The organism is Micromonospora sp. NPDC050980 (assembly GCF_040653835.1).
Lineage (GTDB): Bacteria > Actinomycetota > Actinomycetes > Mycobacteriales > Micromonosporaceae > Micromonospora.
This window is the reverse complement of the sequence record NZ_JBFAGS010000040.1, coordinates 1-26,814: the sequence shown is the minus strand read 5'-3', so window position 1 is coordinate 26,814 and position 26,814 is coordinate 1. Positions and strand designations below refer to the sequence as shown.

28 protein-coding genes and 1 pseudogene are annotated in these 26,814 nt (G+C 72.1%); 17 read left to right on the top strand and 12 right to left on the bottom strand.

The window, feature by feature from the left end:
* From AB0H28_RS29125 to AB0H28_RS29110, 4 genes are all read left to right on the top strand, one after another.
* The coding region (locus tag AB0H28_RS29125) for a hypothetical protein (protein ID WP_358047028.1) at positions 1 to 241 on the top strand (241 nt) is incomplete at its 5' end.
* Between the two features lie 340 nt (positions 242 to 581).
* A complete protein-coding gene (locus tag AB0H28_RS29120; RefSeq protein WP_358047025.1) occupies positions 582 to 1,184 on the top strand; it encodes a hypothetical protein in 603 nt (200 codons plus the stop codon).
* Between the two features lie 233 nt (positions 1,185 to 1,417).
* Positions 1,418 to 1,816 carry a VOC family protein gene (locus AB0H28_RS29115; RefSeq protein ID WP_358047022.1) on the top strand — a complete coding sequence of 133 codons (399 nt, stop codon included), beginning with the start codon at positions 1,418 to 1,420 and terminating at the stop codon, positions 1,814 to 1,816.
* 40 nt (positions 1,817 to 1,856) lie between these two features.
* Positions 1,857 to 2,504, top strand: a complete 648-nt coding sequence (locus AB0H28_RS29110) for a hypothetical protein (RefSeq protein WP_358047019.1) — start codon at positions 1,857 to 1,859, stop codon at positions 2,502 to 2,504.
* Positions 2,505 to 2,742: 238 nt separating this feature from the next.
* Here the strand turns inward: AB0H28_RS29110 and AB0H28_RS29105 are convergent.
* Both AB0H28_RS29105 and AB0H28_RS29100 read right to left on the bottom strand, forming a co-directional pair.
* Positions 2,743 to 3,189 (bottom strand): annotated as a pseudogene (locus AB0H28_RS29105) (SRPBCC family protein); the annotation flags it as partial.
* A 71-nt stretch (positions 3,190 to 3,260) separates the two neighbouring features.
* Entirely contained in the window at positions 3,261 to 3,881 is a 621-nt protein-coding gene (locus AB0H28_RS29100) for a pyridoxamine 5'-phosphate oxidase family protein (protein ID WP_358047017.1), read from the bottom strand.
* A gap of 165 nt (positions 3,882 to 4,046) precedes the next feature.
* On the opposite strand from AB0H28_RS29100, the gene AB0H28_RS29095 reads away from it, so the two are divergent.
* The 3 genes from AB0H28_RS29095 (at position 4,047) to AB0H28_RS29085 (ending at position 6,296) form a co-directional block, all read left to right on the top strand.
* On the top strand, positions 4,047 to 4,547 hold the full coding sequence (locus AB0H28_RS29095; RefSeq protein WP_358047014.1) for a DUF2231 domain-containing protein: 501 nt from the start codon (positions 4,047 to 4,049) through the stop codon (positions 4,545 to 4,547).
* Positions 4,544 to 5,071 carry an Hsp20/alpha crystallin family protein gene (locus AB0H28_RS29090; protein WP_358047011.1) on the top strand — a complete coding sequence of 176 codons (528 nt, stop codon included), beginning with the start codon at positions 4,544 to 4,546 and terminating at the stop codon, positions 5,069 to 5,071. Before AB0H28_RS29095 ends, AB0H28_RS29090 begins: the two co-directional genes overlap by 4 nt.
* A 118-nt stretch (positions 5,072 to 5,189) precedes the next feature.
* The gene (locus AB0H28_RS29085) at positions 5,190 to 6,296 is read left to right on the top strand and encodes a glycosyltransferase family 9 protein (protein WP_358047008.1); all 1,107 of its coding nucleotides are present in this window, start codon (positions 5,190 to 5,192) and stop codon (positions 6,294 to 6,296) included.
* Here AB0H28_RS29085 and AB0H28_RS29080 read toward each other — a convergent pair.
* Together AB0H28_RS29080 and rfaE2 are read right to left on the bottom strand one after the other, a co-directional pair.
* Positions 6,271 to 7,143: a glycosyltransferase gene (locus tag AB0H28_RS29080; protein ID WP_358047005.1), complete on the bottom strand. Its 873-nt coding sequence runs from the start codon at positions 7,141 to 7,143 to the stop codon at positions 6,271 to 6,273. The two genes, AB0H28_RS29085 and AB0H28_RS29080, sit on opposite strands and share 26 nt — an antisense overlap.
* On the bottom strand, positions 7,140 to 9,020 hold the full coding sequence (rfaE2, locus tag AB0H28_RS29075; RefSeq protein WP_358047002.1) for a D-glycero-beta-D-manno-heptose 1-phosphate adenylyltransferase: 1,881 nt from the start codon (positions 9,018 to 9,020) through the stop codon (positions 7,140 to 7,142). The genes AB0H28_RS29080 and rfaE2 overlap by 4 nt, the downstream gene beginning before the upstream one ends.
* Before the next feature lie 140 nt (positions 9,021 to 9,160).
* On the opposite strand from rfaE2, the gene AB0H28_RS29070 reads away from it, so the two are divergent.
* Together AB0H28_RS29070 and AB0H28_RS29065 are read left to right on the top strand one after the other, a co-directional pair.
* On the top strand, positions 9,161 to 9,718 hold the full coding sequence (locus tag AB0H28_RS29070; protein WP_358046999.1) for a type 1 glutamine amidotransferase domain-containing protein: 558 nt from the start codon (positions 9,161 to 9,163) through the stop codon (positions 9,716 to 9,718).
* A gap of 56 nt (positions 9,719 to 9,774) precedes the next feature.
* The gene (locus AB0H28_RS29065) at positions 9,775 to 11,451 is read left to right on the top strand and encodes an MDR family MFS transporter (protein WP_358046997.1); all 1,677 of its coding nucleotides are present in this window, start codon (positions 9,775 to 9,777) and stop codon (positions 11,449 to 11,451) included.
* A gap of 104 nt (positions 11,452 to 11,555) precedes the next feature.
* Here AB0H28_RS29065 and AB0H28_RS29060 read toward each other — a convergent pair whose 3' ends face one another.
* Positions 11,556 to 12,047 carry an NUDIX domain-containing protein gene (locus AB0H28_RS29060; RefSeq protein ID WP_358046994.1) on the bottom strand — a complete coding sequence of 164 codons (492 nt, stop codon included), beginning with the start codon at positions 12,045 to 12,047 and terminating at the stop codon, positions 11,556 to 11,558.
* Between the two features lie 84 nt (positions 12,048 to 12,131).
* On the opposite strand from AB0H28_RS29060, the gene AB0H28_RS29055 reads away from it, so the two are divergent.
* Complete coding sequence (locus AB0H28_RS29055; RefSeq protein ID WP_358046991.1) at positions 12,132 to 13,781, top strand: fatty acid--CoA ligase; 1,650 nt, start codon at positions 12,132 to 12,134, stop codon at positions 13,779 to 13,781.
* Between the two features lie 175 nt (positions 13,782 to 13,956).
* Here AB0H28_RS29055 and AB0H28_RS29050 read toward each other — a convergent pair whose 3' ends face one another.
* Positions 13,957 to 14,970 (bottom strand): NADPH:quinone reductase, encoded by a 1,014-nt coding sequence (locus AB0H28_RS29050; protein ID WP_358046988.1) that lies wholly within the window; start codon positions 14,968 to 14,970, stop codon positions 13,957 to 13,959.
* 211 nt (positions 14,971 to 15,181) lie between these two features.
* On the opposite strand from AB0H28_RS29050, the gene AB0H28_RS29045 reads away from it, so the two are divergent.
* Complete coding sequence (locus AB0H28_RS29045; protein WP_358046985.1) at positions 15,182 to 15,907, top strand: DUF981 family protein; 726 nt, start codon at positions 15,182 to 15,184, stop codon at positions 15,905 to 15,907.
* 11 nt (positions 15,908 to 15,918) lie between these two features.
* Here the strand turns inward: AB0H28_RS29045 and AB0H28_RS29040 are convergent, their stop codons facing one another.
* The 4 genes from AB0H28_RS29040 to AB0H28_RS29025 all read right to left on the bottom strand — a co-directional run bounded on the left by AB0H28_RS29040 (position 15,919) and on the right by AB0H28_RS29025 (position 19,586).
* Complete coding sequence (locus AB0H28_RS29040; RefSeq protein WP_358046982.1) at positions 15,919 to 16,572, bottom strand: HAD family phosphatase; 654 nt, start codon at positions 16,570 to 16,572, stop codon at positions 15,919 to 15,921.
* Between the two features lie 31 nt (positions 16,573 to 16,603).
* A complete protein-coding gene (locus tag AB0H28_RS29035; RefSeq protein WP_358047031.1) occupies positions 16,604 to 17,452 on the bottom strand; it encodes a hypothetical protein in 849 nt (282 codons plus the stop codon).
* Positions 17,453 to 17,594: 142 nt separating this feature from the next.
* A complete protein-coding gene (locus tag AB0H28_RS29030; protein ID WP_358046979.1) occupies positions 17,595 to 18,257 on the bottom strand; it encodes an FKBP-type peptidyl-prolyl cis-trans isomerase in 663 nt (220 codons plus the stop codon).
* Positions 18,258 to 18,575: 318 nt separating this feature from the next.
* A complete protein-coding gene (locus AB0H28_RS29025) occupies positions 18,576 to 19,586 on the bottom strand; it encodes a Ku protein (RefSeq protein WP_358046976.1) in 1,011 nt (336 codons plus the stop codon).
* An 87-nt stretch (positions 19,587 to 19,673) separates the two neighbouring features.
* On the opposite strand from AB0H28_RS29025, the gene ligD (AB0H28_RS29020) reads away from it, so the two are divergent.
* Positions 19,674 to 20,612, top strand: a complete 939-nt coding sequence (ligD, locus tag AB0H28_RS29020) for a non-homologous end-joining DNA ligase (protein ID WP_358046973.1) — start codon at positions 19,674 to 19,676, stop codon at positions 20,610 to 20,612.
* Complete coding sequence (ligD, locus tag AB0H28_RS29015; protein WP_358046970.1) at positions 20,602 to 21,516, top strand: non-homologous end-joining DNA ligase; 915 nt, start codon at positions 20,602 to 20,604, stop codon at positions 21,514 to 21,516. Before ligD (AB0H28_RS29020) ends, ligD (AB0H28_RS29015) begins: the two co-directional genes overlap by 11 nt.
* Here the strand turns inward: ligD (AB0H28_RS29015) and AB0H28_RS29010 are convergent.
* Positions 21,443 to 22,492, bottom strand: a complete 1,050-nt coding sequence (locus AB0H28_RS29010) for a hypothetical protein (protein WP_358046967.1) — start codon at positions 22,490 to 22,492, stop codon at positions 21,443 to 21,445. The two genes, ligD (AB0H28_RS29015) and AB0H28_RS29010, sit on opposite strands and share 74 nt — an antisense overlap.
* A 101-nt stretch (positions 22,493 to 22,593) precedes the next feature.
* Positions 22,594 to 22,968: a DUF4267 domain-containing protein gene (locus AB0H28_RS29005; RefSeq protein ID WP_358046964.1), complete on the bottom strand. Its 375-nt coding sequence runs from the start codon at positions 22,966 to 22,968 to the stop codon at positions 22,594 to 22,596.
* An 88-nt stretch (positions 22,969 to 23,056) separates the two neighbouring features.
* On the opposite strand from AB0H28_RS29005, the gene AB0H28_RS29000 reads away from it, so the two are divergent.
* The 4 genes from AB0H28_RS29000 to AB0H28_RS28985 all read left to right on the top strand — a co-directional run bounded on the left by AB0H28_RS29000 (position 23,057) and on the right by AB0H28_RS28985 (position 26,776).
* Positions 23,057 to 23,635 (top strand): TetR/AcrR family transcriptional regulator, encoded by a 579-nt coding sequence (locus AB0H28_RS29000; protein ID WP_358046961.1) that lies wholly within the window; start codon positions 23,057 to 23,059, stop codon positions 23,633 to 23,635.
* Between the two features lie 29 nt (positions 23,636 to 23,664).
* Positions 23,665 to 24,285: a TIGR03089 family protein gene (locus AB0H28_RS28995; protein ID WP_358046958.1), complete on the top strand. Its 621-nt coding sequence runs from the start codon at positions 23,665 to 23,667 to the stop codon at positions 24,283 to 24,285.
* 249 nt (positions 24,286 to 24,534) lie between these two features.
* Positions 24,535 to 26,265 carry an Eco57I restriction-modification methylase domain-containing protein gene (locus tag AB0H28_RS28990; RefSeq protein ID WP_358046955.1) on the top strand — a complete coding sequence of 577 codons (1,731 nt, stop codon included), beginning with the start codon at positions 24,535 to 24,537 and terminating at the stop codon, positions 26,263 to 26,265.
* On the top strand, positions 26,231 to 26,776 hold the full coding sequence (locus tag AB0H28_RS28985; protein ID WP_358046953.1) for a PaeR7I family type II restriction endonuclease: 546 nt from the start codon (positions 26,231 to 26,233) through the stop codon (positions 26,774 to 26,776). The genes AB0H28_RS28990 and AB0H28_RS28985 overlap by 35 nt, the downstream gene beginning before the upstream one ends.
* The last annotated feature ends 38 nt before the right edge of the window (positions 26,777 to 26,814 follow it).

Here is a 26,814-nt window from a genome sequence, read left to right as displayed (position 1 = left end):
GCACGCTCACGCAGCTCGTCGGGGTACTTCTTCGGTGCGGGCATCGCTGGTGTTCCTCCAGGTTTCGATGTCTCCATCTAACCCGGGGCGGAACATTGCGTCAGCGCCGGCGACAGCGATGCGCCGCGCCTGGTTGTCGCCCCCGTTTACCCCTCGAAAACCCCTGTCAATGGTTGACCAGTGGCGATATGTGGTGATCAACCTGCGCGGTTTGTTTGCGCAGCTCGGCGCCAAGTACTGACAATTGGTGACGATGCCAAGATCGCAGGGTTCGGGGAGCGTAGGTCGACGGTTCGATTCCGTCAGGCGGCTCCACGGAAAGGCCCAGGTCACCGGCTTGATCGCCGATCATGACCTGGGCCTTTTGCTTGCCATCGCAGGGCCGAGCAGCCAAGCGAGCAGCCAACCTAACCACCCGACCACACCTACCGCAGGAGTGATGTGGCTGGCCCAGCTGCGGATGCTGCACCAGGCGAACCGGCGCGAGGTGAGGAGGTTCAACCAGATGCGCCGCAGCGTGTGAGCCGCAAGAACCCCGCTCGCGGGATGTGCTGCTTGTTCCGGCGAAGTACGGTGCGGCCGTGATCGAAGAACGTGAGCGTGGCGAGACGCCGGAGCCATACCGGACGCTGGGTGAGGCAGCCCGTTTCTTTAAGGCCCTGCTTCAGATGGCTGTCGGGACCGTCGGTGCCCTGATCGTGATCGTTCGTGTGGGGATCGATGCCTTGCACCGGAACCTTGATGCTGCCCAGGTCACGAGCCATCTCTTCATCAACATCGGCCTGACACTTGGGGTCGCCGCTGCAGTGGAGCTGGCCTATACGCTGTTCACGCACGGAGCGGACGAGGCGGTTGATCCTGTCATGCTCGGAATCGCCGCCGCCTTGCTGCTTCAACTCGGGCAGGTCGGGGTCTTCGATTTGAAGCAAGGTTTCTCTGCCTTACTCTTTGTCACAGCACTAGGCGCCATGTTCGTTGTCCGTAATCGTCTCGCGCATGTACGCGAACCTGGCGAGTGGAGCCCTGCTTGGTGGAGTTGGGTCCGCATGGCCGTTGGCCGTGCTGACCGTGAGGATCTAGGGCAGACCAAGCAGCCAGCGGAGCAGCCAAGCCTACGAACGGCGACGGATACCAGCGGACCGCATCGCAAGGTCTGCGCGGACCAGGACTACGACCACCACTAGGCTGCGGCCAACTCGTAATGCGTAGGTCGACGGTTCGATTCCGTCAGGCGGCTCGGCACGGAAGCCCAGGTCATCGGCCTGGGCTTCGCCGTTTCCCGAGGTCCACGACATCGTTGACGACCGGCCGGGACGGCGGGGGAACGACATGGTGGAGCGCCGGCGCGATGAGTTCGCACCGACCGGCCGGTCCACCTCGGTGACAGTTCCTCCCGCGCAGACCTGGAGTTGCCACCATGACCGACCCGACCGTGACCGTGAGCCTGCCGATCGCCGACCGAATCGCCTCGCACCGCTTCTACGTCGAGGCCCTCGACTGGGCGGCGATCGGTGAGCCGGCGGCGGACGGCGTGCCCGAGCCGCTCCAGTTCGCCGTCAACGACGGCCTGCGGTTGATGCTGGTGCCGAGCGGCGGCTTCGGTTGGGTCATCGGCGACCACGAGGTCGCCGAGCGGGGCCGCAGCGAGTGCGTGCTGAGCTGGGCCGCCGGAGACCCCGCCGAGGTCCGGCGGATCGTCGACCGGGCCCGATCGGCGGGCGCTCGGGTCGTCACTGCGCCGGCCCAGCAGCCGTGGGGTTTCACCGCCACGTTCGCCGACCCTGACGGTCACCTGTTGATGGTGACGGCCGGCTGAGTCGGGTGGCGGCCCGGAGCGCGGAGGTAGCATGCCGTGGATGACGGGGCACGCGGGCGAGAGGCAGGCGACCGCTGGTCCGCCCCGCGCGGGCGGAGGTTCCGGCGGAACGGGCCGGGCCCGGTTGCCCTACCCGGTCACCGCGGCCTGCGTGCTGCTCGCGGTGCTCGTGGTGGTCGGTGCGTGGGGCGGCATGGTGCTGGTGGTCGCCGGTCACGTCGTCCCGACGTGGCTGGTGAGCGGCGCCCTGTTGCTCGCGCCGCTGGTGAGCACACCGATCTGGCGTCGCGTCGACCGCTGGGCGCGGGTGCCGGACGACGGGGACCCGCGCGCGAGGACGCGCCGGGCGCTCACGTTGCTGACCGTCCTCGCCTGGCTGGGGACCGGACTCGGCGCGGCGGCCGACCTTCCCGCCACCTACCGGGTGCTGGAGCCGGGCGGACCGGACGGTTGCCGGGCGGTGGCCCGGCAGACGTCGTTCCTCTTCGCCGGCGGTGGTGAGGTGTACGCCGTCCCGGCGACCGGGATCGGATGGCAGGTGAGTACGTGGACCGCCGACGACGGCGGGACACCGATCACGGACCACGAGTACGAGCTGAAGTGGAGCGACGACGGCGGCAGTCTGATCCTGCACGGCGACGTCGGTCAGCCGGTCTGGCCCGCCCTGCACGCCGTCGGCTGCCGCTGACCTGACGACCGGGCGGTGGGCCGGGCCGGTCACGAAGGGAGCCCGGTGGGCGCGACCGCATCGGCGCGCCCACCGGGCTCACTCCGGCAGGGCAGAAGAAGGTCTAACGGGACGGTACGGTGCCCGGCGGCGCGTACTCGGGTTCGGGCTCCGGCGGCGGCGGTTCCTCGTCGGTGTCCGCGCGGTGCCGGGCCGCCGGCTCGGCCGAGTGGAACGTGTCGGGGATGCCGCCGGGGGCGATGGTGCCGCGCCAGCCGCCCGACTCGACCTGTCGGCCCTCGATGAAGTCCTTGAACCGCTTCAGGTCGGACTCGGCCTGCCGGTCCACCATGTGCAGCTTCTCGCCGGCCTGCTCGATGAGGCCCTCCGGCTCGTATTCCAGCAGCAGCTCGACCTGGGTGCGGTCGGCGTCGATCGGCGCGAACCGGACCATGCCGGCGTTGGGGGTGCCGCCGGTGGCGGCCCACGCCACCGACCGGTCCGGCACCTGCTCGACGATCGTGGCATCCCACTCGCGTTGCACGCCGGCGATCTCGGCCACCCAGTGCATCCGGCGGTCGTCGAGCTGCCGCACCTCCCGCACGCCGCCCATGAACCGCGGGAAGTCCTCGAACTGGGTCCACTGGTTGTAGGCGGTGCTGACCGGCACGTCGACGTCGATCGACTTCTCGACCTTCCTGGTCATGACCACTCCTTGTCGTCCCGTCGTCTACACCCGAGCGGTACCCCGGTGGGCCCGGCCTAACCGGCCGGCGATCAGACGTAGAGCTTCCTCGCGTAATCCGGGCCGTAGTGCCGTCCCAGGTCGGCCAGGCTCTCCGCCGGCGCCTCGACCTCCTTGACGAGACGGGGCCGGGACGGCAGCACGTCCGGCTGCCAGGTCTCCGGCTGCCACAGCTCGGAGCGGAGGAACGCCTTCGCGCAGTGGTAGAAGACCTGCTCGACGGTCACCTCGACGGCGAGCACCGGCCGGTGGCCTTTCACCTCCATGTCGGCGAACCAGGGCGCGTCGCGGAGCAGCCGGGCCCGGCCGTTGATCCGCAGCGTGTCGGTGCGGCCCGGGATCAGGAAGATCAGCCCGACGTGCGGGTTGGCCAGGATGTTGCGGTATCCGTCGGCGCGCCGGTTGCCGGGCCGTTCCGGGATGGCGATGGTGGTGTCGTCGAGCACCAGCGCGAAGCCGGGCGGATCGCCCTTCGGGGAGACGTCACAGGCCCCGTCCGCCCCGGCGGTGGCGACCAGGCAGAACGGCGAGGCGGCCAGCCACTCCCGGTCCCGCTGGTGCAGCGTGCGGCGTTCCTTCGCCAGCGCCCGCGGCGTCGGCGAGCCCAGCAGGTCGCGTAGCTCCTCCAGGTCGGTGATCTCCTGCGTCGTCACGTCTTCCTCCCCCGTCCGTTGGCCTCGACGACGGTTCCGACCCGCGACGGGCCGGGATCCGCCATGGTTCAGTCTAGGAGCGCGCCGTCGTCGGGTTTGCCCCCGACAGCGACGGGTAGGTACCCGGTGGCAGCGCGTGTCCGGACGCGACGGTTGGAGGCCGTGATGGAGAGCCGACTCAAGGTGCTCGGCCATCCCGTACACCCGATGCTTGTGATGTTCCCGGTGGCCCTCCTGGTCACCGCCCTGATCTTCGACGTGGTCGACACCGTGGGCGGGCCGGACCTCCTCGGCGAGGTGGCCTACTGGAACATCACCGTCGGCCTGATCGGCGGCCTGCTGGCCGCCGCGGCCGGCGCGTTCGACCTGCTCGCCCTGCCCACCGGCACCCGGGCCAAGCGGGTCGGGCTCCTCCACGCCGCCGCGAACATCGCGGTGATCCTCCTCTTCGCCGCCGTCTGGGTGGTCCGGCTCAACGCCGACTCGCGGGCGGCGGGCGGCGCCCTGATCGCCATCGAGGTGGTCGCCGTGGCGATCCTCGGGATCAGCGCCTGGCTCGGCGGCGAGCTGGTGGATCGGCTGGGTGTCGGCGTCGACCCGGACCACGATCTCAACGCGCCCAGCTCGCTGCGCCCCGGCGCCCCGCGGGTCGGAGACGCGCGATGACGGAACCGAAGGGCTGGTGGGGCCGCCAGCAGGGCTGGGACCCGATGGGCGAGCTGCAGTCGCTGCGTGCCGAGCTGAGCCGCCTGGTCGGCGGGCGCGCCGGCAGCCCCGACGTGGAGCTGTCCGAGACGGCCGACGGCTGGGAGGTGCTGGTCCGGCTGCCCGGCGTCGCGCCGGAGGAGGTCGCCGTGGAGCTGGACGACCGCGAGCTGTGCGTCCGGGCCCGGTCCGAGGCCGAGGTCAACGCCGACCAGGGCATTCCCGGCGGGTTCACCACCCGCGGCTTCGAATACCGCGTCGACCTGCCGGCGCGCGTCGACCCGGAGCGGATCGACGCGGTCATGGACCACGGCCTGCTGCGGGTGCGGCTGCCCCGGGCGGCCCGGCCCGCGCCGCGCACCATCACCGTCGGCCGCACCGGCCCGCACGCCGCCACCGGTCGTACGCCGAGCCAGGCCGACCCGGCCGCGGACCGGGAGTTGCACCACCCGGACACCACGGTCGACGAGATCGACCGTCCCTAGGCCGGCCGTGACCAACCCGTCCGACGGCTCCAGCTCGCCGCGCCGCGACGAGGAGCCGTCGTCCGGCGACTCCGGCTCGGCGCGTGTGTCACCGCGCCGCGACGAGGAGCCGTCGTCAATGCTCGGACCGGTCGGCGAACGGGTGCCGGATGTCGAGCGGATCGCCGTGCTGCGCGCCAACGCGCTCGGCGACTTCATCTTCGTGCTGCCCGCGCTGGAGGCGCTGCGGGCCGCGTACCCGGCGGCGGAGATCGTGCTGCTCGGCGCGCCGTGGCACGCGGCGCTCTGGCGCGACCGGCCCGGCCCGGTGGACCGGGTGCTGGTGGTGCCGGCGGCGCCCGGCATCCGCGAACCCGGCCCGGACGAGTCCCCGGGCGACCCGGCCGGCTTCCTGACCGCCGCCCGCGCCGAACGGTTCGACCTGGCGGTGCAGGTGCACGGCGGCGGCGCCAACTCCAACCCGTTCGTCGCCGGGCTCGGCGCCCGCGTCACCGCCGGGCTGCGGGCCGACGACGCGCCGCCACTGGACCGCTGGCTGCGCTACGTCTACTACCAGCACGAGGTGATCCGCTACCTGGAGGTGGCCGCCCTGGTCGGGGCGCCGGCCACCACGATCACCCCGGCGCTGGCGGTGACCGACACCGACCGGGCCGAGGCCGTCGCGGTGCTCGGCCCGGCCACCCGGCCCCGGGTGGCGCTGCACCCCGGCGCCACCGACACCCGGCGACGCTGGCCGGCCGAGAGCTTCGCCGAGGTCGCCCGGACGCTCGTCGCCGACGGGTACGAGGTGCTGGTCACCGGCACGCCGGTCGAGCGGGAGACGGTCGAGGCGGTGGTCGCGGCGGCCGGCGTGCCGGTCCGCCCGCAGGTCGGCACGCTGGGGCTCGGCGCGCTCGCCGCGGCGTACGCGGACTGCGCGCTCGTGGTCTCCAACGACACCGGGCCACTGCACCTGGCCGCCGCGGTGGGCACGCCGACGGTGGGGATCTTCTGGGTCGGCAACCTGATCAACGGGGCGTCACCGCTGCGCGGCCGGCACCGCCCGATCGCCTCCTGGACCACCAGATGCCCGGTGTGCGGGGTCGACTGCACGCCCGGGATCTATCCGCACCGACCGGGTGACGGCGACTGCCCGCACCGGGTGTCGTTCGTGGCCGACGTGCCGGCCGTCGAGGTGGTCGAGGCGGCCCGCGACCTGCTCACACCTCCGCCCCCGACTCGGTGAGCACGACCTCCCACGCCTCCACGTCCCGCTCGGTGACAGTGGTCGGCGACTCCAGGTGGTAGGCCCCGCTGGGCAGCACGCCGGCGCCGCCGTGGCGCTCCAGCACGGCGAGCTGGGCGGCCACGTCCTCGCCCTGGTGCCGCTCGGGCAGCCGTTCCCAGAAGTCGAAGCCGCCGGCATCGACCAGCTTGGTCCGGTCGTAGAGCACGCACCCGCCGATCCAGGAGACCTTGTACGCCCGCCAGGCGCCGGCCGGCAGCGCCAGCTTCTCGGTGACGTGCAGCAGGTTCGCCGCCGGATGGATGGCCGCCCGGTGCCACTCCGGCGTGCCCGGGCGGATCCGCTCCGGCTCCGGCCGGCGCGTCCACTCCTCGTAGTGCCGGTGGGCGTCCGGGCGGACGTCGTCGACGTAGGAGAGCCCGTGCACCGCGTTGCCGACGAAACCGCAGCCCAGCTTGTCCAGCGCGCCGACCAGCCGGCACAGGCTGCCCGGCTCCAGCCACACGTCGTCGTCGAGGCAGAGCACCGCGTCCGCGACCGACTGCGCCAGCAGGTACGACCGGTGCTCGGCCAGCCCACGCCGGGGCAGCCGCCGGGTCAGCAGCACCGGGTGCCCCCGGTGGCGCAGCGCCCGAACCATGGTGGCCGCCGCCGGATGGGCGTACGCCGGGTCGCCGTCGGACTGGTCGCTGACCACCACCCCGAACCCGGGCACGCCCTCCTGGGCGGCCAGCCCGGAGAGGGTGACCGCCAGTTCGGCCGGGCGGTTGCGGGTGGGGATCAGCACGTCCACCCGCCGGGGACGGCGGAACTGCCCGCGCGTGCCCGGGTCGAGCGGTCGGCTCACGCGGGCCTGCTCTCGCCGACCGACTGGGCGCGGATCCGGTCGATGATCGCCGAGGTGGAGCGGTCCGGCACGTAGCCGAGCGTGCGCACCTGGCCGCCGAGGCGGCGCACCAGCGGCGCCTCCGGCACCATCTCCGGCGGGTAGTCGCCGCCCTTGACGTAGACGTCGGGGCGGACCGCCTCGATCAGCCGCGCCGGCGAGTCCTCCTCGAAGATCACCACGTGGTCGACGCAGGCCAGTGCCGCCAGCAGCGCGGTGCGGTCCTCGACCGGGTTGACCGGCCGGTCGGGGCCCTTGAGCCGGCGTACGCTGCCGTCCGAATTGACGGCCACGATCAGCAGGTCGCCGAGCGCGCGGGCCTGGGTCAGGTAGCGGACGTGCCCGGGGTGCAGCACGTCGAAGCAGCCGTTGGTGAACACCACCGACCGGCCCGCCGCGCGGTGCTCGGCGACGAGCGCGGTCAGCTCTTCGGCGCCCACCAGGGCCGGGTGCCCGGCCTCCTCACCGCCGGTGCCGAGCGCGGTGAGCAGATCCTCCCGCCGGCACACGCAGGTGCCGGTGTCGGCGACGGTGATGGTGGCGGCGAGCTGGGCGAGCTGCGCCGCGGTGGGCAGTCCCGCCTCGGCGGCGAGCGCCAGTGTCATCGCCGCCAGGTACGCGTCCCCGGCGCCGACGGCGTGACTGGCCGGGACCGGGGTGCTGTGGCTGCGCCGGGGTGAGCCGTCGGCTCCGCCGACCACCGCGCCCTCGGTGTCCAGGGTCACCGCCACCACGTCCGCACCGGTGTGTGCGCGCAGCTCGGACAGGCGCGACTCGGCCAGCACGGCCCGGTCCACGCCCGCGCCGGCCGACGCGCTCACCGTCACCCCGGTGCCGGTGACGCTGAGCCCGTTCCCGGTCAGCGCCACCCGCCCCTCGCCCGGTGTCGGCTCGCCGGTCGGCCCGGAACTCCCGCCGGCGGGGGCCTCGGTGGCGGGCGTACCGGAGGTCGGGTGCGGACTGCCCGGGGTCCGCCCGCGTGGCCCGCCGGCCGTCCGCTCGCCCGACCCGGTGCCGGTCGTCCGCTCGCCGGCCCCGCCGGGCGCGGCGCCGACCACCAGCTCGGACGGGCCGTCGGCTTCCGCCGGATGGTCCAGGTGCAGGTCCCGGCCGCCGCGGGCGGCCCCCCGCTCGGCGTGGGCGAAGCCGGCGGCGGCGCGGGCCAGCAGCCGGGTCGCCTCGGCGAAGCTCGGGGTCACCACCGTCGGGTTCAGGCCGCGCCAGTCGGCCAGGTCGTGCGCGTCCAGCGCCACCGTGCCGTAGCGGTCGCGGTTGGCGACCAGCCAGGCGCGTACCGCCGACGGCAGCGCGCCCAGGCCGTAGTCGCAGACCACGAGCGTGACCGGCGCCCCGGCGGCCACCGCCCGCAGCTCTTCGGTGGCGCAGTGCAACGCGGTCAGCAGGCGGGCCATCCCGTCGTCGTCGAGGCCGTCCTCCGGGCCGCCGGAGTCCTCCCGGAGCAGGATCTGGTTGCCGGCGAGCATCCGCCGCTTGACCGGGGTGGGCCGGCCGGGCTGACTCACCGTGCGGTCCCAGACCGACGCCCGGTCCAGGCAGTCGTGCAGCTCGTCACCGGCGACGTCGGCGCCGACCGGGGCGACGAGCGCGACCCGGCCGCCGAGCGCGGCCACGTTCACCGCGGTGTTCGCGGCGCCGCCGGCCGCGGAGATCCGGCGGCGCAGGGTGAGGACCGGCGCGGGCGCCTCCCGGCAGAGTCGCTCCGACTCGGCGAACCGCCACTCGTCCAGCATGGCGTCGCCGACGACAAGCACGGGACGTTCCTGCCAGCTCGCCACCACGGTGGCCAGCCGGCGCTCTTCCGCCGCTGCTCCTGCCATGCCCCTCCGGGTCCCCGTGCGGCGACCGGCCAAACCTGGCCGCCCGGCGGTCCGGGTGCGACGCGGGCCACCCGATGTGCCCGGTTTCGGGGCATCGGGTGGGGGAACCGTGCAGACACACCCCGGAGAGGAGAAGCAGCATGGCAGCGACACTTCAGGGCAAGCGGATCGCCTTCCTGGCCGCCGACGGCGTCGAGGAGGTCGAGTACACCAAGCCGCGCGAGGCGGTGGAGAACGCCGGTGCCCAGGTGGAGCTGGTCTCCATCGAGCCCGGCTCGATCCAGGCGTTCAACCACCTGGACCACGGCAAGCAGTACCAGGTCGACGTGACCACCAAGGAGGCGGACGCCGGAGCGTACGACGGGCTGGTGCTGCCCGGCGGCGTGGCGAACCCGGACTTCCTGCGCACCGACCCGGACGCGGTCCGGTTCGTGAAGTCGTTCTTCGACGCGGGCAAGCCGGTCGGCGTGATCTGCCACGGACCGTGGACCCTTGTCGAGGCGGACGTGGTGCGTGGCCGCACCATCACCTCCTGGCCGAGCCTGCGCACCGACCTCACGAACGCCGGCGCCAACTGGGTGGACCAGGAGGTGGTCACCGACAACGGTCTGGTCAGCAGCCGCAAGCCGGACGACCTGCCGGCGTTCTGCGCCAAGATCGTAGAGGAGTTCGCCGAGGGCCGGCACGGCCGGCGCTGAGAAAACTCGACGTCCCACCGGGGGCATGATCCGCCCCCGGTGGGATAGGAAGCGGGATGACCGCCCAGGCCGCGCCTCCCGCCCTGCCCGCCCGCCAGATCCGCCTGTTGATGTTCGGTCTGATGACCGGCATGCTGCTGGCCGCGCTCGACCAGACCATCGTCGGCACCGCGCTGCCCACCATCGTCGGTGAGCTGGGCGGGATCGACCACTACTCGTGGGTGGTCACCGCCTACCTGTTGGCGTCGACCGCCTCGACGCCGCTCTACGGCAAGATGGCCGACCTGTACGGACGCCGGCCGGTCTTCCTCTTCTCGATCGGCACGTTCCTGCTCGGCTCGCTGCTGGCCGGGCTGTCGCGGGACATGACCCAGTTGATCGTCACCCGGGGCGTGCAGGGCCTCGGCGCGGGTGGCCTGATGACGCTGGCGTTCGTCATCATCTCGGACGTGGTGTCGCCCCGCGAGCGAGGCCGCTACCAGGGCCTGTTCGGTGCCGTGTTCGGCCTGTCGTCGGTGGCCGGCCCGCTGGTCGGCGGCTACTTCGCGGAGACCAACTGGCGGTGGATCTTCTATCTGAACGTGCCGCTGGCGATCCTCGCCATCGTGGTGTGTTGGCACGTGATGCGGCTGGTGCCGTTCCGGCGTCGCGAACACACGGTCGACTGGATCGGCGCGGCACTGCTGGTCACCGGCGTGAGTTGCCTGCTGCTGGCGCTGAGCTGGGGCGGTGGCTCGTACCCCTGGGGTTCCAGCGTGATCGTCGGGCTGTTCGTAGCCGGCGCGGTGCTGGGCGTGGCGTTCCTGCTCCAGGAGGCCCGGACCCGGGAGCCGATCCTGCCGTTGCGGCTGTTCCGCAGCGCCACGTTCGCGCTGGCCAACTCCGCCGGCTTCGTGCTCGGTCTGGTGATGTTCGGGTCGATCATCTTCATCCCGCTCTACCTCCAGATCGTCAAGGGCGCGACGCCCACCCGCAGCGGCCTGCTGATGCTGCCGATGATGGCCGGCATCATCGTCACGTCGATCCTGACCGGCCGGGCGATGAGCCGGATCGGCCGCTACAAGTGGTTCCCGGTGGCGGGCTCGGCGGTGCTGGTGGCCGGCATGCTGCTGTTCCGCCAGCTCCAGGTGGACACGACGCTCTGGCTGGCGTTCGGCTACATGGTGGTGATCGGCGTCGGGCTGGGCCTGTGCATGCAGTCGCTGATCCTGGCCGTGCAGAACGCGGTGGACGTCCGCGACCTCGGCGCGGGCACCTCCTCGGCCACGTTCTTCCGGTCGCTGGGCGGCTCGTTCGGGGTGGCGATCCTGGGCGCGGTGCTGTCCACGCGGCTCAGCTCCGCGCTGGCCGACCGACTGCCCGGTGCGATCGCTCAGCTTCCGCCGCAGCAGCGGGCGGCGGTGACGGCGGCCGGCGGCCGCGAGAACGTCTCGATCAACGACCCGGCGACCATCCTCGCTCTGCCCGGTCCGGTGCGCGCCGCGATCCAGGCGTCGTTCGTCGAGTCGCTGCACCTGGTCTTCCTGACCACCGGTCTGATCGCCGTGCTGGCGGTGCTGGTCACCCTGGCCATGCCGAACCACCAGCTACGCGGTGCCGGGCCGCAGGGCGCCACCGGCGGCGCCGACCCGCTGGGCGGGCAGGCCGCCGCACCCGGCGGCAAACCGCTGCCCAAGGAGTCGAAGGACGAGGCCGCCGCCGAGATGGAGGCCAAGTCGCAGACGATGCTCTGACCCACCCCACCCCACCCCCCGACTACGCGCTGTTTCACGGAAACAGCGGCCATTCCAGGCGCCATGGCCACTCTTTCCGTGAAACAGGCGCGCAGCCCCGCGGGTTACTTGAGGATCAGGCGGTTGGTCTGCTCGAAGACGTCCAGGTCGGCTAGCGTCTCGGGCACGCTGGACGAGAGCGGGGTGGGGAACTCCGCCGGGTGGAAGAAGGCCGCGTCGATGGTCTCGTCGGTGAACCGGGACAGCTCGCCGTCCCACTCGTCGACCCGGAACGCGGTGGTGAAGACCTGGTAGGTGTGCCCGTACATGTTGGTGTGGGTGCGGTCCGGGCCGGTGTAGAGCGCGAACGCGCTGACCCGCAGCGCGCGCAGGCCGGTTTCCTCCCGCACCTCCCGGACGGCGCAGTCGGCGATCGACTCGCCCAGCTCCATGGCGCCGGCCGGCAGTGCCCACTGACCGTTGTCGGAGCGCTGGATCAGTAGCACCCGGGCGGCGTTGTCGCGCACCACGGCACGCGCGCCGACGAACATCAGGGTGCGGTCACCGGCCAGCGCGCGGAGCTGCCCGACGTACGAGTCTGCCCACGAGATGCTCACCCGGACAATCTACGCAGCATTCCCGGCCGGCTCGACCGTTCCGGGGGTTCCGCTGGTGTGAACGGCGACACTACGTTGTTACCCATGCGTAGCACGATGATGGACGCCCCGCTCCAGGTAGCCCGCATCCTCGAGCACGGCTCAGGCGTGCACGGCACGGCCGAGGTGGTCACCTGGACCGGTGCCGAGCCCCGCCGGATGACGTACGCGGAGGTGGGTCGCGCCGCGGCCCGGCTGGCGCACGCGCTGCGCGACGAGTGCGGCGTGACCGGCGACGAGCGGGTCGCCACGTTCATGTGGAACAACAACGAGCACCTGATCGCCTACTTCGCGGTGCCGAGCATGGGTGCGGTGCTGCACACGCTCAACCTGCGGCTCTTCCCGGACCAGGTGGCCTACATCGCCAACCACGCGCAGGACCGGGTGGTGCTCGTCGACAGCACGCTCATCCCGCTGCTCGCCCGCGTGATCGGCGAGCTGGCCACGGTGCGGCACGTGGTGGTGGTCGGCGGCGGCGACCCGGCCCCGCTGGTGGCCGCGGCCGGCGACCGGATCACCGTGCACCACTGGGACGCGCTGCTGGCCGACCGGCCGGACGTCTTCGACTGGCCGGAGGTGGACGAGCGGGACGCGGCGGCGCTCTGCTACACCTCCGGGACCACCGGCCACCCGAAGGGGGTGGCCTACTCGCACCGCTCGATCTATCTGCACTCGCTCCAGGTCTGCATGCCGGAGGGCTTCGGCCTCGGCCCGAAGGACCGGGAGCTGGCCATCGTGCCGATGTTCCACGCCATGTCGTGGGGCCTGCCCTACGCGGCGTTCCTCTCCGGCGCCTCGCTGATCATGCCGGACCGATTCCTCCAGGCCGAGCCGATCGCCGCCATGATCGCCGCGGAGCGGCCCACCCTGGCCGGCGCGGTGCCGACCATCTGGACCGACCTGCTGGCCTACCTCGACAGCCACGACGTGGACACCTCCTCGCTGACCGAGGTGATCGTCGGCGGCTCGGCCTGCCCGCCGGCGCTGATGCACGCGTTCCACGACCGGCACGGCATCGAGGTCATCCACGCCTGGGGGATGACCGAGATGTCCCCGCTGGGTTCGGTGTCCCGCGCCCCGGCCGGAGCCACCGGCGACGACGCCTGGCGCTACCGCTACACCCAGGGCCGCGTCCCGGCCGGGGTGGCCGCGCGGATCGTCGGTCCGCTGGGCGAGCCGCTGCCCGCGGACGGGACGTCCGTGGGCGAGTTGGAGGTCCGCGGGCCGTGGGTCACCGCGCGGTACGTCGGGGACGACGTGCCGGACGCCGAGAAGTTCCGCGACGGCTGGCTGCGGACCGGAGACGTCGGGACGCTCTCGCCGGACGGCTACCTCACGCTTACCGACCGCGCGAAGGATGTGATCAAGTCGGGCGGCGAGTGGATCTCCTCGGTGGAGCTGGAGAACGCCCTGATGGCGCATCCGGCGGTGCTGGAGGCGTGCGTGGTGGGTGTGCCGGACGAGCGGTGGGACGAGCGACCGCTGGCCACCGTGGTGGTCCGCGAGGGCGTTTCGGTGACCGCGGAGGAACTGCGGGACTTCCTGGCCGGCTCGGTGGCCCGCTGGCAGTTGCCGGAACGGTGGGCGTTCATCGACGCGGTGCCGAAGACCAGCGTCGGCAAGTTCGACAAGAAGGTGGTGCGTTCGCGCTACGCCGAGGGCGGGCTGGAGGTGCGGGAACTGACCGCGCCGTAACACTTTCCGGCGTACCGTCGCCAACACGGGTAGGAACATGGTTCCAACGGACATTCCTCCCAGAGGGCGGCCCCGGCGTTCGCACCGCGCCGGGGCCGCCCGTCCGTTACGGGCTGACCCGCACCGTCATTGTTGCGAAACTTGTTCGCCTCTGTCCTGATGTCGGGGAAATCGGCTACTCGTCGGCGGTGGTGACGAGCACCTTGCCCACCGCGCCGTCCCGCACCGCCTGCTGCGCCGTCGCCGCCTCGGCCAGCGGGTAACGGTGCAGCGGGAGGCCCGCCTCCTCGCCGACCCGGATCGCGCCCTGCGCCACCGCCGCCGCGACGTCGGTGACCGCCTGCGCCTTGGCCACCTTCGGCGCGGTGTAGACCAGCACGAACTGCCAGCGCGCGTTCGGGCCCATCAGCGGCCGGATCGGCAACGTCACCGCGTCGCCGCCGTCGTCCGCGTACACGCACACCGCGCCGCCCGTCCGCAGGATCTGCACGTCGGCGGCGGCGTTGCGGGCGGCGGAGACCTCGACGATCGTGTGCACCCCGTCGGGCGCGACCTTGCGGACCTCCTCCACCACGTCCTGCTCCCGGTAGTTGATCACAAAGTCGGCGCCGGCCGCGGCGGCGAGCTGCGCCTTCTCCGGCGTGCTGACCGTGGTGATCACGCAGGCGCCGGCCCAGCGGGCGAGCTGGATCGCCGCGTTGCCCACCGCGCCCGCGCCGCCCTGCACCAGCACCACGTGGTCGCTCAACGCGCCGGCGTGCAGCTTGTCCGGCATGAACTCGCCGGCGGTGAGGCAGCGGTGCGCGGTCAGGAACGGGATGCCCAGCGCCGCGCCCAGGTCGAACGAGGCCGAGCCCAGCGACACCGCGTGCCGGACCGGGACCACCGTGTACTCGGCGGCGGTGCCCCAGGGGCGCTGCCAGGCCGCTTCCCACAACCAGACCCGCTCGCCGATCAGGATCCGGTCCACGCCCTCGCCGACCGCCTCGACCACCCCGGCGCCGTCCTGGTGCGGGATCTGCCACCCGGCCGGCAGCGGCCACGCCTCGCGGGCCTTCCAGTCGGTCGGGTTCACCCCGGAGACAGCCATCCGCACCAGCACCTCGCCCGGGCCGGGCTCCGGCACCGGCCGCTCGACCACCTGGAGCACCGAGGCGTCCCCGCTGCGCTCGTACACGATCGCCTTCATCGCCGTCCCTCCGTCGTCCCCGGGTGCGTCACCTCCACCCTAAGGAGGGATGCCCGCGCGACGCCTGCGGTAGCGGAAGGCGCCGCCGCGCAGCTCGGGCTGACGAAGACGTGATGATCACCGCGGTTTGAGCGGTGCGAGGCAGGGGAGGCGAACAGTCGACGGTCCCGTCGGCCGACGGGACCGCGCCGGTTTCCGGAAGGGGTGAGTCGTGCTCGTCCTGGCGCAGGAGGGTCTGAAGATCAATTGGGTGGAGATGCCCACCTACAACACCATCATGTCGGTCGCCGCCGGGGTCGGGTTGCTGCTCGTGGTGGCACTGGGCCGCCAGCTGGTCGACGGGCGGGAGATCGCGCCGGAGGGCTGGTCGATGGCCTTCGCGGTGCTGGGGGCACTGCTCACCGCGACCGGCCTGCACATGACCCTGACCTGGCCGCTGGCCAGTGGCGGCTTCGCCTTCGACAACATCATCTTCGGGGAGCCGGCGCTCGCCTTCGGCGTGCTGCTGCTGGCGGGCGCGCTCGTCCTGTGGCGGCGCGCCCCGCTCTTCGCGGCCGCCGCCGACGGCGCCGGGGACCGGCGGCTGGAGTTCGTCCGGAAACTGGCCACGCCGATCTCGCTGTTCGTCTTCGCGCTCGGGCTCTGCTGTTTCGCCATCGCGGCCGCGGGATGGGCGTTCACCCTCTTCGCCGCCCCACCCGAGGAGCCGATCAGCGGCCAGTTCGCCGACTACCCGCTGATCGAGGCGACCTTCATCTCGGGGCTCTACGTCCTGGTGGGCGTCGGCGCGGTGCTGTTCCCGCTCGCGCTGCACCGGATGCGGCGACCACTGCTGATCGTGACCGGCGGCGCGTGGACCCTGGCCGGGCTCGCGTTCATGCTGTTCGGAGCGCTCAACTACTTCACTCACATCGGCCTGATCGTGCACACCCAGTAGACCACCGCGCCTCAGCCGAGAGTCTCCACCAACTCCGGGGTGAGCGCGTCGATCGAGGGAAGCAGCACGGCCGCCAGCGCCTCGGCGTCCGGATCCAACGGGTACGACAGGTGCGGCACCGCCACCACCCGGCAGCCGGCGGCAGCCGCCGAGCGCACCCCGTTCGACGAGTCCTCCACCGCCACGCACCGGGCCGGGTCGACGCCCAGCCGCGCCGCCACCGCCAGCCACACGTCCGGTGCCGGCTTCCCCCGGGCGGTCTCCTCGGTCGACAGCGTCGCCCCGAACTCGTCGGCGAGGGCCGTCGCGTCCAGCGCCGCCGCGATCAGCCGGGTGGGGGAGGAACTCGCCAGCCCCAGCGGCCACCGCGCGGCCACCCGGCGCACCACTGCGTCGGCCCCGTCGATCAGCGGTACGCGCTGCGCGTAGCGCCGGACCATCTCGGCCACCACCTCACGGGCGACCTGCTCGGCCGACCGGTCGACGCCCAACTCGTCGCTCAGGTAAGCGGCCCACTCGCCGGTGCTCATGCCCATCAACCGGCGCTGCGTGTCCGGCTGCCAGGTGCCCCCGTGCACGGCCACGTACGCCCGCCGGACCTCCTCCCAGACCGGCTCCGAGTCCACGAGCACGCCGTCCAGGTCGAAGAGCACCGCGTCCACCATGCCGCCATCCTGCCCCAACCGGCGTCCCGGCTCAGCCCCGGAGCGTCGCACCGGCGGAACCCTGCGCCGGCAGGCCGATCGGGGCCTTCGGAGGGATGATCGTGCGGCACCGGGCGGCGATCGGTTCGAGCAGCTCCCGCAGCCGCCCGGTACGTCTCGCGCCCAGCGCCCGCCACGGACCCCACGCGGCCCGGTCGGTGGCCTCCTCGACGGCTCGGAACGCGGCGGTGGAGTGCGCGGTCGGGCTGCGCCCGTCGGTCAGCCAGCCCCGGCCCACCAGCCGATCCTCGGCGGCGGACCACTCCTCGTCGGTCCAGCCCCGGGCCGGCTGGTGGAACTCGCGGAACTGGTCCGCCCGGCACCGCCACGCCACCACCTCGACCGGGTCGAGGCCGGTGCCCACCAGCGCGGCGACGTGCCCGTCGCCCCGGTGCTCGCGCAGTGTGGCGGCAGCCTGCCAGAGCCGGGCCAGCGGGTATTCCCCGCGCGGCAGGGCGGCGTTGACGGCGCCGAGCACCCGCCCGGCCGTGTCCACGTGCCCGGCCGCCTCCTCCAACAGGCCGGCGACCTCGACGAGGTGTGACTCGGGCAGCTCGTAGGTGAACTCGGCGAGCGCCTGCACGGCCCCGGTGAGCCGGGCCCGCAGCGCCTCCTCCGGGGAGGCCAGCTGCCACACCGACGGCAACGCCCGGGCCACCATCGGCGGCGCGAAGCTGAAGAACGCCGCCGTCACGGTCGGCGCGTCGACCGGCCCGAGCGGCGCGGCGCGGCCCGCGAAGTAGCCGCGCCAGTAGCCGCGCAGCCCGACCGCCTCGAACGCGGCCCGGGCCCGTGGGTGGAAGTACGTCACCGCGTGGACCGGCTCGAAGAGCGTCCACATCTGCCGGGCCACCCCGGGGTCGTCGTCCAGCGCCGCCACGTGCACCTCCGCGTCGGTGGGCAGGTCACCGCGAGCGGCGGGACCGCCCGCGGTGACCATGAACCTACTGCCGGTGGGTGACCGGGCGGAAGCCTGGAGTGATCTACTGCGCAGCCAGCACGTCGACGACGAAGCGCAGCGGGCCCGCCGGACGGCCGCCCTCGGCCTTGTCGCCGTACGCGAGGTCGGCGGGCAGGTCGAGCTGCACCCGGCTGCCCACCGGCACGCCGACCAGACCCTGGTCCCAGCCCTTGATGACCTGGCCCACGCCGATCGGGAAGGTGGCCGGCTGGCCGTTGTCCCAGGACGAGTCGAACTGCTTGCCGTCGGAGTAGAAGACCCCCACGTAGTTCGTGGTGATGGTCTGTCCGGCCTTCACCGCCGGGCCGGTGCCCTTGACCAGGGTGGTGACCTTCAGCTTCGTCAGTTCGCCCGACCCGGCCTGGACGGTCGGCTTGGTCTTCAGCGCCGGGTCGAGATTGGCGGGCAGCTCCGGGGCGGGCGGTGCCGTCGGCTCGACCGGAGCGCTGGGGCTGGCCGAGGTGGCGGTGGTGGCCGGCTTGTCGTCGTCCCCGCTGTTCAGCCAGACCAGGCCGCCGACCAGGGCCACGACGGCGAGCACGCCGACCGCCGCGCCCAGCATCGACTGCCGGCGCCGCCGCGCCTCGGCGGCCTTCTTCTCGGCCAGCTGGGCGGCCAGCCGTCGCCCTGCCTTGGTGGCCGGGGCGGCCTGGACCTCCGACCGGTTCTCCACACGCTCGCTCACGTCGACTCCCTGCCTGTGGGTGGATGCGCGCAAACGGTACCCGCCCACACCCCCGCAGTGCGGAAAGGCGGGGCCCCTTCTTAACGCATTCGGTATAGGCCGGGCCCCTTCTTAACACCTCACCCTTGACAGGGCCGGGTGACGCAATTCATGACGAACCACGCGACTCGACCCGACGCGCCCGCCCGGCCGCCGCCGGGCACCGTGCATGGACGGCGGCGGACAAGGTGGCGACTTCCGCAGCCCGCTGATCGAGGGGGTGACAAGCGGGGGCCCTTCCTCTGCGGAATGCGTTAAGAAGGGGCCCCTCCTTGCACTTCAGGCGGATTTTTTGGGCGCCGTCTTCTTCGCCGTCTTCTTGGCCGCCGTCGTCTTCTTGGCCGCCGTCGTCTTCTTGGCCGCCGGCGTCTTCTTCGCGGCCGTCTTCTTCGCCGGTGCCTTCTTCGCCGAGGTGGCCTTCCCGGAGGTGGCCTTCTTCGCGGCGGTCTTCTTCGCCGAGCGCGCCGACGAGATCGGCGTCGGCTCGGCCCCGCCATCGGACGGCGCCTCGCCCCGGGCCGCCCGGGCCCGCTCGACCGACGCCTTCAACGCGGCCATCAGATCCACCGCCGCGGCCGGCGCGGCCTCTTCCTCCTCCGGCTGCACCACCTCGCGGCCCTCCACCTTCGCGTCGATGACTTCCTGCAACGCGGCCCGGTAGTCGTCGGTGAAGGCGTCCGGCTCGAACTCGCCGGCCATCGAGTCGATGAGCGAGCTGGCCATCGCCAACTCCGGCGGGCGGACCTTCAGGTCCTCGTCGAGGAAACCGAAGTCGGGCTGACGGATCTCGTCCGGCCAGAGCATGGTGTTGAGCAGCAGCACCCCCTCGCGGACCCGCAGGGTGGCCAACTGCTCCCGCTGGCGCAGCGCCACCTTGACGATCGCGACCCGCTCCGAGTCGGTGAGCGCGTCGCGCAGCAGCACGTACGGCTTGGTGGCGGTGCCCTCCGGCTCCAGGAAGTAGGCCTTGTTGTAGAGGATCGGGTCGACCTGCTCGGCCGGCACGAACTCCAGCACGTCGATCGCGTGCGAGGTGCTCAGCGGCAGGTCGGCGAAGTCGGAGTCGGTCAGGATGACCATCTCGCCACCGCCGATGTCGTAACCCTTGGCGATGTCGTCGTAGGTGACCTCCTCGCCGCAGACCGAGCAGGTGCGCTTGTAGCGGATGCGACCGCCGTCCTCGCGGTGCACCTGATGGAACCGGATGTCCTTCTCCTCGGTGGCCGAGTAGACCTTCACCCCGATCGACACCAGGCCGAACGACACCGCTCCCTTCCAGATCGCCCGCATCCCCGCGCTCCTCTCCCCGGCTGAACACCAGAATCGCAAACGATCGAACGTGACGCACGCCCTTCGGCGGGCAACTACAGTCAGGAGGTGCCCGGCGCGCCGTTGAAGCCGATGCTCGCGATGACCGGGCAGCTCCCGGCCGGTGCCGCCTGGGCGTACGAGTTCAAGTGGGACGGGGTCCGCGCGCTCGCCGACATCTCCCACGGCGACCGGCACTTCTACGCCCGGTCCGGGGTCGAGATCACCACCGCGTACCCGGAACTGCTCAACCTGGCCGAGCAGGTCGACGACGCGCTGCTCGACGGCGAGGTGGTGCTCTTCACCGACGGGCAGCCCTCGTTCACCGCGTTGGCCGAGCGGATGCACGTGCGCAACCCGGTCAAGGCGGCCCGGCTCGCGGCGACCGTGCCCGTCACGTACATGATCTTCGACCTGTTGCGGCTCGACGGCGTGGACCTGACCGCCCGACCCTGGCGGGAGCGGCGGGCGGCGCTGGAGTCGCTCGGGCTCGGCGCGGCCCGGTGGGCGGTGCCGCCGGTCTTCACCGACGGCCCGGCCACCTGGGCCGCGGCCGGCGAGCACGGGCTGGAGGGGGTGCTGGCCAAGCGGGTCGAGTCGGTCTACCGGCCCGGGGTGCGTTCGCCGGACTGGGTGAAGGTCAAGCTGGAGGTCACCGGCGACTTCGTGGTCGGCGGTTGGCGGCCCGGCGCGCGTCGCATCGGTGGGCTGCTGGTCGGCGTGCCCGGGCCGGACGGGCGGCTGGTCTACCGGGGGCGGGTCGGCGGCGGGATCGGCGCGGCCATCGAACGCGAGCTGCTGCGCGAGCTGGAACCGCTGCGCGCCGGCGCGTCGCCGTTCGCCGGGGACGTGCCGCGCGAGGATGCCCGGGGCGCGATCTGGGTATCACCGGAGGTCGTGGTGGAGGTCAAGTACGGCCAGCGCACGCCGGACGGCCGGCTGCGCTTCCCGCGGATCCTGCGGCTGCGCCCGGACAAGCCGCCCGAGGAGGTCGACGATGCCGGCTGACCGGTTGAAGGTCGAGGTCGACGGGCGCTCGCTGGAGCTGTCCAACCTGGACAAGGTGCTCTTCCCGCAGGCCGGCTTCACCAAGGGCGAGGTGATCGACTACTACACCCGCATCGCCCCGGTGCTGCTGCCGCACCTGACCGACCGCGCGCTCACCCGGATCCGCTTCCCCAACGGCGTCGCCGGCGGCTCGTTCTTCGAGAAGAACGCACCCGCCGCGACCCCCGGTTGGGTACGCACCGAGAACCTTCCCGCCCCCGGGTCGAGCAAGGGGAGGGAGACCATCGACTACGTGGTCTGCGACGCACTGCCCACGCTGGTCTGGCTGGCCAACCTGGCCGCGCTGGAGCTGCACACGCCGCAGTGGAAGATCGGCACCCACCCGGACATGATGGTGGTCGACCTGGACCCGGGCGCCCCGGCGGCTTTGCGGCAGTGCTGCCAGGTGGCGCTGCTGATGCGCGACCGGCTGGCGGCCGACGGCGTCGAGGCGTACCCGAAGACGTCCGGGAAGAAGGGCATGCAGCTCTGCTGCCCGATCGCCGGCACCCAGGACGCGGACTTCGTCTCCGGCTACGCCCGGCGGATCGCCCGGGAACTGGAGCAGGCGCACCCGAAGCTGGTCGTGTCGAAGATGGCGAAGAACCTGCGCCCCGGCAAGATTTTCATCGACTGGAGCCAGAACAACGCGGCGAAGACGACGGTGGCGCCCTACTCGCTGCGCGCCCAGCCGGTGCCGGCCGTGTCCACGCCGCTGACCTGGGACGAGGTGGAGGCCGGCGCGGCCGGCAAGCGACCGTCGACCCGCCCGTACACCGCCGCCGAGGTGCTCAGGCGGGTGGAGAAGCAGGGCGACCTGCTGGCCCCGCTGCTCGACGGCGGTCCCGAGCTGCCCGCCCGCTGACCCGCCACCACGCGCCGCCGACCAGGAGCAGCACGAGCACGCTGATCGCCACGTCACCTACCAGGTCCGCGGTCGGGCTCGACGGGGCGTAGGTCGGCACGTCGTAGGCGAAGGCCGCCGCGGCGAGCACGCTTGCCGAGCCGGCGGCAAGCACGTGCCGTCGATCCCAGCCGGCCCGCCGGGACCAGCGGGTGAGCAGGACCGCGGTGACCGCGGCGAGCGCGAGCGCCAAGCCGATCCCCGGCCAGCCGGGCGCGACTCCGGCGCCCAGGTAGGTGACCAGCACCACCAGCCCCGGCCAGACCGGCCGGGGGGCGGCCGGCTTCGGCCCGGCGGTCCGGTCGGTGGAACGCCGGCCGCGCCACAGGGCGGCGACGATGAGGGCCAGCGCCACACCGGCCGCGACCGTGAGCTGAACCGGGGAGGCCAGGAAACCCTTGCGGCCACCCGGGTCGGCGAAGACCAGCAGGCTGCCGCCGAGCCAGAGCAGCGCCGCCGCGGCCAGCCCCGGGCGGCCCAGCCAGGGCCGCGCCCGGCGACCGGCACCGAGGTACGACTCGATGAGCGCGATCGACGCGCAGATGGTCAGCGCCACGTGGTTGCCCACGTAGTCGACCGCCTGCCGGGCGCTGAACCCGAGGCCGGGCACCAGCGTCGCCTCGGCGGCGGCGCGGGTGTCGGCGAACTGGGTGTCGTCGAGGTACGCGGGATTGAACAGCGACTGGTCGACCAGGCCGGCCTGGACCACGCCGAAGGCGGCGGCGAGCAGGACGATCCCCGGCCAGCCCAACCCGAGCCGCCGGGCCGTCTCCCGGATCAGCAGCGCCGCGCCGCCGTACATCGGGGCGAGAATCACCACGACGAACGGCATGCCGGTGAGCGTGAAGCCGCCCCAGACGCACTCGGCGGTCCAGGGCGCGAGCAGCAGCAACGCGACGGCCGGCGCGAGGCGTCGGCGCAGGGGTTCGGTCGTCATGTCCGCACCGTGCCGTAGCCGTCCGGCTGGTCGATACGGCCATCGGCCGCCCGGGCCCGCGACCAAAGTCGACCGTCGCGGACCCGGTCGGAGGACGGGTTCTAGAGGGCGATCAGCAGGGCGGCGTTGAGGGGCAGGATCACGGCGGTGGCGAAGTGGATGCCGAAGGCGGTGGCCCGGGTGCCGCCGTGCCGCAGCACGATTACGGTGTCGCCGAGCGGGGCTAGCGCCACGACCAGCAAGAACCAGGCGACGGCGTCGGCGCTGGTGAAGGCGATCAGGGCGAGGCCGACCAGGCCGTAGGTGAGGTCGCGTACCCCCTTGATCGTGAGGTAGGCGGGATCGCCGGTGCCCTCCGCCGCCGGGACGCCGTAGCCGGCGGCGGCGGCCCGGGGCGCGGTGAGGAAGCGCGTGCCGATGAAGACGATGAACAGGCTGAGGACGACGGCGAGACCGTACGCGATGGGGGTGAGCATGGTCGACTCCAATTACTAGCGCCGCTAGATGTTAGGGCGACGCTCGAATAGCATCGGCAGCGTGTCTAGCAGTGCTAGGATTCGGGTCATGTCGATTCAGGCGCGTCGGGAGCGGGAGCGGGCGGAACGCGAGCGGACGATCATCGCCACGGCCCGCGAGCTGGCCGAGTCGGAGGGCTGGGACGCGGTCACCACCCGCCGGCTCGCCGCCGAGATCGAATACAGCCAGCCCGTCCTCTATAGCCACTTCAAGGGCAAGGACGCCATCATGGCGGCGGTCGCCGTGGAAGGCTTCGGCGACCTCGCCGACGACCTCACCGCCGTCCGGACCGCCGCGACCGACCCGCGCCGCGCGGTGGCCGACGTCGCCATGGCGTACGTCGCGTTCGCCGAGCGTCGGCCCGCCCTCTACGACGCGATGTTCACCCTCGCCGTCGATTTGCCCTTCGCCACCCAGGACGTTCCGGTCGACCTGGCCCGGGGCTTCGCCCAACTGGCCGAGACCCTGCGCCCGTTCGCCGGGGACAACGACGTGGGGGCGTTCACCGAGACGTTCTGGAGCGGGCTGCACGGCTTGATCACGCTGATGCGCAACGGGCGGCTGCGGCGGGCCGACCACGAGCGACGCCTGGCCCTCCTGGTGGACCGGTTCGCCCGGCTAGGGTGAGGCGCCCCCGCCAGGGAGGAGCCCGTCCGATGGCAGCACCCGCGTCCGTCCCCGTCGCCGCCGACGAGCCGCTGCTCAGCTACCACGACGACGCCACCGGCGAGCGCACCGAGCTGACCACGTCGGAGCTGGGCGCCTGGGCGGCCCGCAGCGCCGGGTTGCTGCGCGACGGCTGCGGGCTACGCCCCGGCGACCGGGTGGCGGTGCTGCTGCCGCCGCACTGGCGCACCGCGGCGGTGCTGCTCGGGGCCTGGTCGGTGGGGCTCACGGTCTCCTTCCGGCCCCGGGCGCTGGCCGGGCTGCCGGTGCTGGAGCCGGGCGCGGACCGACCCTACGACGCGGTGTTCGTGACCCCGGAACGCCTCGACTGGCTGGAGGACGTACCCGAGGGACGCACCGCTACCTGGTCGGCACCGGCGCCGGCGCGCTCGACGCGGTGCCGGCGGGCTGGCTGGACTGGTCGGCCGAGGTTCTGCGCCACCCCGCCGACCCGCCGGACTGCACCGCCGTGGACCCGGCCGACCCGGCCACCCCGGACGGCGCCAGCTTCGGCGCGTGGCGACGGCTGGCCGCGGAGATCGCCGGGCAACTCGACCTGCACGCTGGTGATCGCCTGCTCGTCGACCCGGTCGAGCACGAGCAGCCGCTGAAGTGGCTGCTCGCCCCGCTCTCCGCCGGTGCCCGGATCCTCATTCACGCCAACCCCACGCACCCGGCCCCGCCCCACACCCACCGCCTCTGACGACGGGCATCTCGGGCCGCACCTCGACGCTTGTGCTCCCCAGGTCGACGTCGAGGAGCAGAGCGATGGCTTCGCGGGCCATCCCCTCGACCTGGTCGAGACGTCGTGCCTGGGAGAACACGCCGGTGTGGGCGCTCGGCTGCCCTATGCTCGTCGGGTGAAGGCGGTAGCAGCACAGATCCGGCAGCCTTGGCCAGGCGAGACATCGCCGTTGCTGACGGCGATCCCCGCGGAGTCGGTCGAGCATGGCGAGGTATTCACCCGTCGTTGGGTCGTCGAACTGGTCCTTGACCTTGCCGGTTACACCGCCGATCGCGATCTTGCGCAGATGGTGGCGGTTGAGCCAGCATGCGGCGGTGGCGCATTCCTCGCGGTGATCGCGTCTCGCGTCAGCGCCTCGTGCCGCAAGCACGACCGACCGCTCCTCGACGCCAAGTCGGCTCTACGTGCCTTCGACCTGCTCGCGCCGAACGTGGCAGCAAGTAGGACGCTCGTCCGGAACATACTGGTTGACGAGGGTTGGCCGCTTCCCGAAGCGCGCGAGGTGGCAGCGGCGTGGGTACGGCAGGGTGATTTTCTGCTCGATCAGCATCTACCGACCGAGGCAGACTTCGTCGTAGGGAACCCGCCCTACGTCCGTCTGGAGGATGTGCCCCCGGACCGTATGCGGGCCTACCGGGCGGCGTGCCCCACCATGACAGGTCGGTCCGATCTCTACGTGGGCTTCTATGAACGAGGGCTGCGATCTCTGCGCGTCGGCGGAGTTCTCGCCTTCATCTGCGCGGACCGTTGGATGCGCAATCAGTACGGGCGCCAGTTGCGGGAGCTTGTCGCCGCGGGTTACAGCGTCGACGCCACCATCGGCATGCATGACGTCGACGCATTCGAGGAACAGGTGTCGGCGTACCCGGCCGTCACGGTGCTGCGCAGGGCCGAGCAGGGTGCCGCCATGGTCGCGGATACGCGACGAGGCTTCGGGCCGCAGGACGCGCCGGAACTGGTGGAGTTGATCCACGCCGCAGAACCGAGGACGGCGGCGAACGGCAGTTTCGAGGTGGCCCGGCTGCCCCACTGGTTCACCGGGGGCGAGTCCTGGCCGGCTGGCTCACCGTCGAGGCTTGCGCTGATCGAGACGTTGAACGACCGGTTCCCTCCGCTGGAGGATCAGCGCACCGGGACCCGGGTCGGCATCGGTGTGGCCACGGGTGCGGACCGGGTTTTCGTCACCACGCATGCCGACGTCGAGCCACGCCGACTGCTGCCCTTGGCGATGGTCAAGGACACCGCCTCGGGCGTTTTCTCCTGGTCCGGCCACTATCTGGTTAACCCTTGGGACGCGGAGGGCACGCTTGTCGACCTGGCTTCGCTGCCGCGTCTGCGGGAGTACTACCACCGACATGCGACGGCCCTCAAAGGTCGGCACGTGGCGGGCAGGCGGCCGGCGCAGTGGTATCGGACGATCGACAAGGTGGATCACACCCTGATTGACCGCCCGAAGCTGCTGTTCCCAGACCTGAAGACCGCGATTCATCCAGTGCTGGACGAAGGCGGTTTCTATCCCCATCACAATCTGTACTACATCGTTTCCGACACCTGGGACCTGCGAGTTCTGGGCGGACTGTTGTTGTCAGGTGTGGCACAGGCCTTTGTGGAGGCTTACGCCGTTAGGATGCGGGGCGGCACCCTTCGATTCCAGGCTCAGTATCTGCGTCGGATCCGCGTACCCAGGCTTGAGACCATCTCGGCCGCCGACCGTGCTGCGCTCGCCGCCGCCTTCGACGAACGGAACCCGCGAGCGGCGACGAAGGTTGCGCTTCGCGTGTACGGGATCGAGGCGATGGGGGATCTGGTCGTTGGATCAGCGCTCGTGGGAAGAGGCGGTTCGTAGCTCCTGGGCGGTCCGGGAGTCACAAGCCGCGAAGAAGCTGCTGGGCGGCAAGACCGATACCGGAGGACGCGGCGCAGTCACCGGCGGTGCCCACCTCGACGCGCTGACGGAACTGCTCGCCCAAGTCTTCCGTGACGCCGGCTTCCCGTCCGATGCCGTGCGCTCCAGGTCCAAGGTCGAGCTACCCGGCTACTTCCGCCCTACGAAGAAGTGGGATCTGGTGGTGCTTCACGAGGGCGAACTGGTCGCCGCCATCGAGCTGAAATCCCATGTCGGCCCATCGTTCGGCAACAACTTCAACAACCGGAACGAAGAAGCGATCGGCAGCGCGGTTGACCTGCGGCGTGCCTACGACCATGGCCTACTCGGTCGGCTACGGCCATGGCTCGGATATGTGTTGCTCGTGGAGGAGGCGCCAGCCTCCATCCGCGAGGGCACACCTCGAAGTGGCACCTTGTCAAGCCCCGGGTTTGGTGGAGAGTTGGTTAGCTGGTTTTCAGGGGTGCGGTGACCGGGTGGGTCATCGCGTGTAGGGCCTCGTGTTCGGCG